Raw genomic sequence first — 9750 nt, forward strand, 5'->3', positions numbered from 1 at the left:
CACGCCGAACTGGCGCACAACCTAAGAACCCTCGGGGCGAAAGCCCCGTCAATCTAAGAACCTTTTCTCTTCTCTCTGAACAAACCCACCCTGCAGGCGGAACCCTTTTGCCTTCGGGAATACCGCCCATCGGACAGCGGATGGCGGATAGCGGACAGCTGTCTCACTAGTCCACCAGCCTACACCCCCTCTTCTTGAAATCATCAAGTTGCCCGGTTTCTCATTTTCTTGTATAATATTATTATAATTATTTAATGTTACATTATTTCACTTTAATGAACATGTTGTATTTTAAGGAACCCTATGAACTGCTACGACAGACACTATCTGAAAATCGCCCTGCCTGCCGCATTGGAGGGGCTGTTTATGATTCTCCTGGCTTCTACGGATCTTATCCTGGTGGGAGCGCTGGGGAGTTTTTCGGTGGCTGCGGTGAGTATTTTTCTCCAGCCCCGGCTTATTCTTCTCTGTTTCTCCCGTTCCCTGGCTTCCGCCGTCACGCTGGCTGCCTGCAATCATGCAGGGCGCGGGGACAGGGAGCTCTCCGCTGACCTTTTGAAGAAGTCCCTGGTTATAGGGGCCCTTCTTATGGGTCTTCTTCATGTGCTCTTTTTCTATTTCCTGGAGGACATATTCCTTCTCATGGGCGCTTCTGCCGATTACCTGCCCCTGGCCATGGAGTACGGCCCCATGGCGCTGCTGGCGGTGTATTTCACGTCCCTCACCCTGATTCTTCAGTCGGTGCTTCTGGGCTGGGGAGATACGTCGTCCATTATGAAGACCAATATCAGCGGCAATCTGCTGAATGCCTGCCTGAGTTTTGTCCTCATCCGGGGCCTGGGCCCTGTGCCCGCCTTCGGCGTTGCCGGCGCCGCTTTCGGCACCGCCGCCGGTACGCTTTTTTCTCTCCTCTATTCCTATTATCTTCTGGAGCGGGAGGGTTTCTTTCATGGCGGCCGCTGGATGCCGGACAGGGCATATTTCAAAAAGGTGGGTCCTCTTTTTGCCAGCGTGCTCAGCGAGCAGGGCAGCGAACGTATCGGCATGGTGCTCTTTTCCCGCATGGCCGCCGGACTTGGCACGGTGCCCTTTGCGGTGCACAGTATCTGTATGAATATCTGTGATGTGTATTACGATTTCATCATGGGCTTCGGCAAGGCGGGCATGGTAACCGCCGGGCAGGCCGTGGGCCGGGGAAGCGCTGCGGACTGGCACCATTACAGACGTACCGGCCTCTTCTGGTGTCTTATCCTTTCCACCGCCGCCTGCGGCATCACCCTCGCTTTTGCCCATCCCATTTTCGTCTTCTATTCGCCGGATCCGTCCCTTCTCCCGCTGGCGTCGGTGATTATGGTTTTTATCGCCTTCGTGAGCTATCCGGAGGCCCTGGCCCTCTGGGGCGCCGGCATCCTTCGGGGCAGCGGTGCGGCCCCACAGGTGGCTGCCTATTCCTTCGTCTCCATTACCTTTCTCCGCCCTCTGGTCACCGCCTTCTTCATCTACGGGCTGGACATGGGCCTCGCAGGCACCTGGTGCGCCCTTTTCCTTGACCAGGTCATCCGCGCTTCCTGCGCTTCCTTCCTGGTAAGCCGGCTGGCGGCAAGGGGAAAAGAGCCTGTTCCGGCAGAATGATTTCCTGAAAAGAAAAAGAGCTGTGAAGAAATGATTGTCATTTCCTCACAGCTTTTTTGATTAGTACTTGTAATTCAGTGCCAGTGTCCAGGCGCTGCTGTCAAATCCATCCTTCCGGTTGTCCATGTCAAAGGCATATTCACCGTGGAGGGACACGTTCTTCTGCAGGGCCACATCGCCGAATACGCTCCAGTAGGCAAGGGTCTTGTCTTTGGGAATGCCGTTCCATACTTCCCCGGTATCATAGGTGGTGCCGTCCAGATTGGCATTATAGCCCACCTTGTTGTAGGCCACATTCAGGTCAAAGGAGCCCGGTTTCTTCATGGAGAAATTGCTGTATCCCAGGCCGGCCTGCCAGGACTTGTCCGCCTTTTTGGCATTGGAATCCCAGTATTCACCGAAAATCCGGAAGTTGTCCACCGGAATGGAAAGGTGGGTACTCCACATATTGTCAAAATGGGCCGTTCCCTTTCCCTTGTCTCCCGGCAGCTTCACATGGGCTGCCCGCAGTTTGGCAGCGCCGAAGTCATAGCCTGCTTCCGCCAGGAAAGTATCGAAGGTGGAGGAGTCATACAGCCATCCATTATTCATGAGACGTCCGAAGGAAACGGAGGCATCAAATGCATTCCTGCCGTAGGCCAGTTTTGCCCCCTTCAGGGTTGCGTCGAACATGAAGCCGTCATAAATGGTGACAGGCATGCGGCCCAGGGTCACATTGGCATCGCCGAAGGTATGATTCACATAGAGCCAGTCCATGATGGTCTTGGACATATCGTCCCCTTTGAAATCCATCTGGTTCTTGATACGGCCCTGTACATAGGTAGAGTCATTCACCTGGCCCTTCACTTTGATTCTCATACGGCCTTTCCAGGTATCCGCGCGGGTTTCCTTGGAGTTGTTAATATACCACATTTTAGCGTCGCCGGACCAGTACAGATTGCCCGCTTTCTTTTCCAGATTGGATACGCGGAGGCCAAGGTTTGCAAGTTCATCGGCGTATTCTCCGGAGAGCTTGTCCAGGGCAGCTTTCTGCTCTGCGTTCAGCTGGTCTTCCTTTGCCATGAGGCGGGCGATAATCTGGGCCAGCTCATAACGGGTGATATTTCTTTCCCCTTTAAAGGTGCCGTCGGGGTAGCCTTCTACCACCCCCTGGTCAGACAGGTCGGAAATGGCCTGGTAAGCCCAGTCATCGGCGGAAACATCGGAAAAGGGATTGGCTGCCAGGGCGGAAACGCCGGCAGTCAGGGCTGCCGCAGCAGCCAGTGCCATGATTTTCTTCATAATAGACTCTCCTTTGAATACAACATGAATATGGGGTTCCTGTCCGGCATGACGCCAATGGTTTTCCTTACCGGCAGGAAACTGTTTGCGAATGGTTTCCTACCCGGCATGGCGCCGATGGTATTCCTTACCTACAGGAAACTGTCGGCAGATAGTTTCCTATTCGGCATAGCACCGATGGTATCTCTTACCGGCAGGAAACTGTTGGCAGATAGTTTCCTACTCGGCATGGCACCGATAGTGTTCCTTACCGACAGGAAACTGTCACACTGTCCCACTGTCCCACTAGCTCACTAGCCCACTGTCTCACCAGCTCACCAGCTCCTACCCAAAGAGTTCGTCCGACAGGACTTTGTTTTTGCCTTCTTCGATGGTGAAGACGGAGGCCATGAGTTTTTTGGAGTAGGGGTCTTTCGCTTCGGACAGGTCGTGGATTTTTTCCACCACTTTTCCCCAGTGCATGACCATAATGTTGTCGCAGAACATATTGGCCAGGGCCAGGTCGTGGCAGATGAAGATGTATGCCACGCCCGTTTCTTTCTGCAGGCGGTGGAGAAGTTCGATGACTGTCTTCTGTACGGACATGTCCAGGGCGCTGGTAGCTTCGTCGCAGATGATGATTTCCGGCTTCAGCACCAAGGCCCGGGCGATGGCGATACGCTGGCGCTGGCCACCGGACATGTTGTTGGGATAGCGGTCTGCGAAGTCTTCCGGCAGGTCCACCTGGTGGAGCATTTCCCTTGCCTTTTCTCCCATGTCCGCTTTTTTGATGAGGCCGTAGTTAAGAAGGGGTTCGCAGATAATATCTTTCACCCGCTGCTTGGGGTTGAAGGCGGTGGAGGGATCCTGGAATACCATCTGGATGTTCTTCCTGACCTGGCGGAATTCTTCTCCCTTCAGCGGCGCTATGTCCTTTCCGTGAAGAAGGATCCGCCCGCTGTCCATGGTATAGAGGCGGGTCAGGATCTTGGCCAGGGTGGATTTTCCGGAGCCCGATTCCCCTACGATACCCAGGGTCTCCCCTTTGTGAAGGCTCAGATTCACGTGGTCGCTGGCGGTGAGTGTTTTCCCGCCGCCCAGGTCGAAGGTTTTTACGATTTCCTCCATGCGGAGGATTTCTTCTCCGTATCCTTTCATGAATTTTCACCTCCCAGTACCGGCACCGCAGCCAGCAGCATTTTCGTGTAATCTTCTTTCGGATGGTAAATGACGTCTTCTGCCTTTCCGTATTCCACCACCCGGCCCTGTTTCATGACCATAATGCGGTCCGCCATGTAGGCCGCTACACCCATGTTGTGGGTGACGATGATAATGGCGGTGTTCATCCTTTTTTTCACTTCCATCATTTCCTTCACGATGGCCGCCTGGGTGGTTACGTCCAGGGCACTGGTGGGCTCGTCGGCCAGAAGGAGTTTGGGGTGGAAGGCCATGGCCATGGCAATGCCTACGCGCTGGCGCATGCCGCCGGAGAGTTCGAAGGTGTAGCTTTTGAGAATCTGCTCCGGATCCGGAAGGCGCACCATGGTGAGCATTTCTATCATGCGGTCATGGGCTTCCTTCTCGTCGGCCATGCCGTGAAGGGCCAGGTACTCCCGGAACTGGACGCCGATGGTGCGAATAGGATTCATCATGGCGCCGCTGTCCTGGAAGATCATGGACACGTCCCTGCCGTCCAGCATGCGGTGTTTTTCCGCCGACTGCTTCTGGGTGTTTTCTCCTTCGAAAATCATCTCCCCTTCCGCAATGTGCCCGCCGCCGGGCAGCACATGCTGGATAGCACGGATGACCGTGGTTTTTCCAGACCCCGATTCCCCTACGATGGCAAGGACTTCTCCTTCATCCAGGCTAAAGGAAACGTGGCGTACAACGGGCTCCGCCTTTCCATAGGCAATGCCCAGATTTTTGATTTCTAACAGCATATTGGCTCCTGTAAATGATGAATGCATTGGACGCGCCTGTGGGCGCGAGGTTTGACGGGCCCTTCGGGCCCGAAGTTTGACCGGCTTTCAGCCGGAGGGTTCTTAAGTTTGACGGCCCTTTGGGCCGAGGATTGTAGTGGCGGCTGGCGCCGCAGGTTATAAATGAAAAGCGTTCTTAAGTTTGACGGCTTTTGACCGGAGGGTTCTCAGGTTTGATGGGCCCTTCGGTCCCAAGGGTTGACGGCCCTTGGGGGCCGAAGGTCCCGTTAACCATTCGCGGTTTCGGGAATATCGCCAACCGCCGTAAGTGACTCCAAAGGCTTATTCTGCCGGAATGATGTCCTTGGTTACCCAGTAGTAGTCGCAGGGCTTAATGTCTGCGTTCTTGACTTTCTTATTGGCAATCATATTGGTCTGGGGGTAGCCGAAGACGAGGGTAGCTGCATCGTCCTGGATGATTTTTTCCATCTTTTCGATGATTTCTTTTCTCTTGGCCGGGTCAAATTCCTGAATGAGCTGGTCAGAGAGGGCGTCGTATTCGGGGTTGCTGTAGCCGGAGCCGTTCTGGGGGTTGCTGCCGTTGACATTGGTCTTCCAATACATGTTGACGAAGACTTCCGGATCCCCTGCCTGTTCGGTGAGGATGTTGGAAATGAGCATGTCGTATTCGCCTCTGGTACCGATGCCGTCAAGAACGTTGTAGTCCACGTTCTTCAGGTTCACCTTGATACCCACCTTCTTGGCGTCGGACTGGGTAGCTTCCGCAAAGAGAGGGAGTTCCGCACGGCCGCTGTAGTAGACGAAGTCCAGTTCCAGGTTCTTGCCGTCCTTGTCCACATAGCCGTCGCCGTCGGTATCCTTCCAGCCTGCGTCTGCCAGGAGTTTCTTCGCATTTTCCACATTATAGTTGTCCGGATATTCGGCTTTCAGCTTATCAAAGCCGTAATCCAGGGACGGCGGAAGGAGGGGGCCGCCGGGGGTGAAGGTGTCCTTCAGCAGTACCTTGCAGTAGGTATCCCGGTCCAGGGACTGGAGGAGCGCTTTTCTTACGTTCTTATCGGCCAGGGGCTTGCCATTGGCCACGTTCAGGCGGGCCAGTACGTCACGGATGGAGGAAATGGTGCTGATGGTGAATTTATTCTTATCCTGGAAGAGCTGCATGTCCCCGGGGGCAATGTTCACTGCCACGTCGATTTCACCCTTCTGGAGAGCCATGGCACGGGTATTGGGGTCATCGATGGTATTGATCTGGGCGTGAGCGAAGGGAACCTTGTCATAGTAATTGGGGTTGGCGTCCAGTTCTGTCTTAGCCTTGGAGAAGGACTTCACCATGTATGGGCCGGTGCAGACGGGGCCCTGCTTAGCAAAGTCCACTTTGCCGTCGGAATCGGTGTCCACAATGATGAAGAGGGGATCCCCCAGCATGCCCGGCAGGGTAGCCACCGGTTTCTTGGTGTAAATGGTCACGTTCTGACCGTCGGCGGTGATGTGATCCAGTTCAAACATGGCTTTCGCCCTTGGCGCTTTGGCAAAGGTGCGTTCGATGGATTTCTTGACCGCTTCGCCGGTCACCGGTTTGCCGTTGGAGAATTTGATGTCCCTGATCTTGAAGGTCCAGGACATTTTGTCGTCGGACACTTTCCAGCTTTCTGCAATCCAGGGCTCTGCATTCATCTTGTCATCGAAATGAACCAGACATTCGCCGATGCCGTAGCGCATGACCTGCCAGCCGTAGTAGTTGTCTGTCGGTTCCAGGCTGTCTGCAAAGTTCGTCACCCCTACGGTGAGGGTGTCCTTGGCGGTTTTGGAGCCGGAGGAAGAACCTCCGCAGCCAGCCAGGGCAAAGGACATGAGAGCTGCTGCTGCCAGCAGGGCACCTTTCTTGTAAATAGATTTCATCTGTTACGCTTCCTTTCTGTATGGAAATAAACGCCATGGGGCGTGAAAAACTATGTTATATGGCCGCGGGGCGGCTCCGGGTTGACGGGGCTTCGCCCCGAGGGTTGTGACCGCCTTCGGCGGTGGGTTATGTTCGCTGCCGCTCAAAGGGGCGACGTGCCTTTCAGGCCCGAGGGTTGTGGTATCGCCCATGGGGCCACTGCGTGGCCCGGGTTCATAGGGTTCATAGGGTTCGCCCTTTGGGCGAACGGGGGGCGCGGCTGACGCCGCAGGTTGAGACCGCCTGTCGGCGGCAGGTTGTGTAGAAGGGTTGTGAGGGGAAAGGTTCTTAAGTTTGATGGGCCTACGGCCCAAGGGTTCTTAGGTTTGACAGCGGCCTTTGGCCGCTGAGGGTTTTGGATTGCCCTTCGGGCAATGATTATATATGCCGCCTGTCGGCGGAAAGGAGCCGCTACGCGTAGAGGAAATGGCAGTTAGCAACTGGCTGGTTCAACTTGTATCTTTAGATTCATCAGCAAAATTCACATTACGATGATTGGCCGCCTTTGGCGGCCACCCCCTATCCCGCTGAGCGGGACTTCCCCAAAGGGAAGCGTGTCACTGGATTCTCAGGTCGCTGACGCTCCCCTGCGAATCCAGTTCCCTTGCCACCCCTATTCAGGGGGCAGAATGGGCCTCTCTATCTTTACCGAAAGAGTCATATGACAACGCATAGCCCCCTTGCTTTCGGGAATACAGTCCAGCGGCCAGCGGATAGCCGACAGCCGGCAGCCGTCCCACTGTCCCCCTATCCCACTAGTACACCAGCCCACTAATTATCCCTTGGATCCAGCACATCCCGGAGGGCGTCGCCCCAGAGGTTGAAGATGACTACGGAAATGAAGATGGCAAGCCCCGGGAAGACCATGAGCCAGGGCGCTGTCTGCAGCTGCTGGCGGCCTTCGTTCAGCATGAGGCCCCATTCCGGCGCCGGCGGCTGGCTGCCGAAGCCCAGGAAAGACAGGCCTGCCAGTTCCATCATCATGGCGCCGATATCGGACACCGCCGTAATCACAAGGATGGGCACCACGTTGGGCATGATATGGGTCCAGAGGATATGGGAACTGGTACCGCCGCTGACAATGGCGGCATCCACGAAATCCCGTTTCCTGATTTTCAAAACCATGGACCGGGACAGGCGGGCATACTTGGTCCAGGTCACCGCGGTCAGGGCGATCATGGCGTTCACCAGACTGCCGCCCATAATGCCGGCAATGGCAATGGCCAGGATGACGCCGGGGAAGGAAATCATCATGTCCGCCACGCGCATGATTACCGTATCGATGATGCCGCCGAAGTAGCCGGCCACCAGGCCCAGGAAGGTGCCCAGGCAGAAGATAATGGCCACCAGGGCCAGCACGCTGGACAGGGAGTAGGCACCGCCGTAGAGAATGCGAGACAGCACGTCCCGTCCCAGCTTGTCCGTGCCGAAGAGGTGGGCCATGGAAGGCGCCTGGTTGGCGTCCTTCATCACCGCCTCCAGCGGATTGTAGGGCGCCAGCACCGGTGCCAGGGCGATGAGAGCGATGAGCAGCACCACCAGCAGGGTGGTGAAGCGGAAGGTGGGATGTTCTTTAAATCCTTTCACCAGATTTTCCATATTACCGCCCTCCTTTCTTCAGCCGGGGATCCAGATGACGGTAGGACAGATCCACCACCAGATTAATGACCATGTACATGAAGGCGATCCAGAGGACGATGGCCTGGACGGTTTGGAAATCGCGGTAGGTAATGGCTTCTACCACCATATATCCCAGGCCCGGCCAGGAAAATACGATTTCCACCACCGCTGCACCGCCCAGAAGGGAGCCGAAGGCCAGCCCCAGCAGGGTCACCAGAGGAAGCAGGGCATTGGGAAGCACTTCCTTCCAGAGGATGTGGGATTCCGAAAAGCCCCGGGCTCTGGCACCCATGACGTAGTCCTGGTTCAATTCTTCCAGCACCGCCGCCCGCACCTGCCTGGTATACTTGGACGTCATAACCACGCCCAGCGTTACCATGGGAAGGATGAGGTTTTCCGGGGTAATGCTGCCGCCTACGATGGGGAGAAGGCCCAGTTTCAAAGCAAAAATCCAGAGAAGCATGAGGCCCATCCAGAAATTCGGTACCGATACGCCCAGGAAGGAAAAACCGCGGACAAGGTAGTCAAACCAGCTGTTTTTCTTCACCGCCGTATAAATGCCAAGGGGAATGGAAAAGACAAGCATGAAAATCGTAGACGCTGCTGCCAGCACAAGGGTAGCCGGCAGACCGTCCATAAGGGCATCCACCACAGGCTTCTTCATCATGAAGGAATAGCCGAAATTCCCGTGGAGCACCCTTCCCAGCCAGTCCAGGTACTGGAAAAGGAATGGCTTGTCCAGCCCCAGCTCATGACGGAGAGCATCGATTTCTATCTGGCTCACCACAATATCTTCATTCCCGGCAATCATCTGCCGCACCGGATCCCCCGGCGCCAGCATGACCAGACAGAAGGTAATGAAGCTGATGCCCAAAAGGACCAGCACCATCTCCCCCAGACGCATAGCCAACTGCTTCTTTCCCAAATCCAACCATCTCCTGTAAGTCAACTGAAAACACTGAAAAAAGGCACGAAAAACGCAAGGCCGGAAACTGGGACCTTGTAGAAATAACAAATCATAGCGCAAACTTTACCCTCATAGTAGATAAAGAGCCGTTTCCAATATACTCTTTCAATCGCCAATCATACCGGCGGCGTCCTTCTTGGCGTAACGTCTCACCCTTGGGTATCATTGGTTTTTCGTGAAATAGTATAACACTTATTTTAATGTATTGCAATGAATTACTCAGAATAGATTTATTAAGCTGAAATTTTCTGTAATCAGTCTGCTCTGCTTTATAATATTTTCCTGCTTAAAGAAATAAAAAACGCCCGATGGGCGTGAGGGGCAGAGGGTTCTGAGGGGAAGGTTAACGCCCGCTCCGCAGGCGATGGGGCTTTACCCTTCGGGCAAAAGGT

Annotated in this window: 7 protein-coding genes; 1 reads left to right on the forward strand and 6 read right to left on the reverse strand. The window is 54.9% G+C overall.

All coding sequences use genetic code 11. The features are described 5' to 3' along the window. The first annotated feature begins 303 nt into the window (after nt 1–303). Entirely contained in the window at nt 304–1632 is a 1329-nt protein-coding gene (locus tag Q0482_RS01935) for an MATE family efflux transporter (RefSeq protein ID WP_299142667.1), read from the forward strand. 60 nt (nt 1633–1692) lie between these two features. Here the strand turns inward: Q0482_RS01935 and Q0482_RS01940 are convergent, their stop codons facing one another. From Q0482_RS01940 to nikB, 6 genes are all read right to left on the reverse strand, one after another. Then, the gene (locus Q0482_RS01940; protein ID WP_299142670.1) at nt 1693–2913 is read right to left on the reverse strand and encodes an S-layer homology domain-containing protein; all 1221 of its coding nucleotides are present in this window, start codon (nt 2911–2913) and stop codon (nt 1693–1695) included. A gap of 324 nt (nt 2914–3237) precedes the next feature. Next, nucleotides 3238–4050 (reverse strand): dipeptide/oligopeptide/nickel ABC transporter ATP-binding protein, encoded by an 813-nt coding sequence (locus Q0482_RS01945; RefSeq protein WP_299142673.1) that lies wholly within the window; start codon nt 4048–4050, stop codon nt 3238–3240. Further along, nucleotides 4047–4832: an ABC transporter ATP-binding protein gene (locus Q0482_RS01950; protein WP_299142675.1), complete on the reverse strand. Its 786-nt coding sequence runs from the start codon at nt 4830–4832 to the stop codon at nt 4047–4049. The genes Q0482_RS01945 and Q0482_RS01950 overlap by 4 nt, the downstream gene beginning before the upstream one ends. A 321-nt stretch (nt 4833–5153) precedes the next feature. Beyond that, complete coding sequence (locus Q0482_RS01955; protein WP_299142677.1) at nt 5154–6731, reverse strand: ABC transporter substrate-binding protein; 1578 nt, start codon at nt 6729–6731, stop codon at nt 5154–5156. Between the two features lie 811 nt (nt 6732–7542). After that, nucleotides 7543–8370: a nickel transporter permease gene (gene nikC / locus Q0482_RS01960; RefSeq protein ID WP_299142679.1), complete on the reverse strand. Its 828-nt coding sequence runs from the start codon at nt 8368–8370 to the stop codon at nt 7543–7545. A 1-nt stretch (nt 8371) separates the two neighbouring features. Continuing rightward, nucleotides 8372–9316 (reverse strand): nickel ABC transporter permease, encoded by a 945-nt coding sequence (gene nikB, locus Q0482_RS01965; RefSeq protein WP_299142681.1) that lies wholly within the window; start codon nt 9314–9316, stop codon nt 8372–8374. Between the last annotated feature and the right edge of the window lie 434 nt (nt 9317–9750).

This window comes from uncultured Dialister sp. (genome assembly GCF_937959425.1).
GTDB lineage: Bacteria > Bacillota > Negativicutes > Veillonellales > Dialisteraceae > Dialister.

Bases quoted from the DNA above. Each gene is read 5' to 3' on its own strand.
- Q0482_RS01935 (WP_299142667.1), top strand. From the start codon at position 304: ATGAACTGCTACGACAGACACTATCTGAAAATCGCCCTGCCTGCCGCA.
- Q0482_RS01940 (WP_299142670.1), bottom strand. From the start codon at position 2,913: ATGAAGAAAATCATGGCACTGGCTGCTGCGGCAGCCCTGACTGCCGGC.
- Q0482_RS01945 (WP_299142673.1), bottom strand. From the start codon at position 4,050: ATGAAAGGATACGGAGAAGAAATCCTCCGCATGGAGGAAATCGTAAAA.
- Q0482_RS01950 (WP_299142675.1), bottom strand. From the start codon at position 4,832: ATGCTGTTAGAAATCAAAAATCTGGGCATTGCCTATGGAAAGGCGGAG.
- Q0482_RS01955 (WP_299142677.1), bottom strand. From the start codon at position 6,731: ATGAAATCTATTTACAAGAAAGGTGCCCTGCTGGCAGCAGCAGCTCTC.
- nikC (WP_299142679.1), bottom strand. From the start codon at position 8,370: ATGGAAAATCTGGTGAAAGGATTTAAAGAACATCCCACCTTCCGCTTC.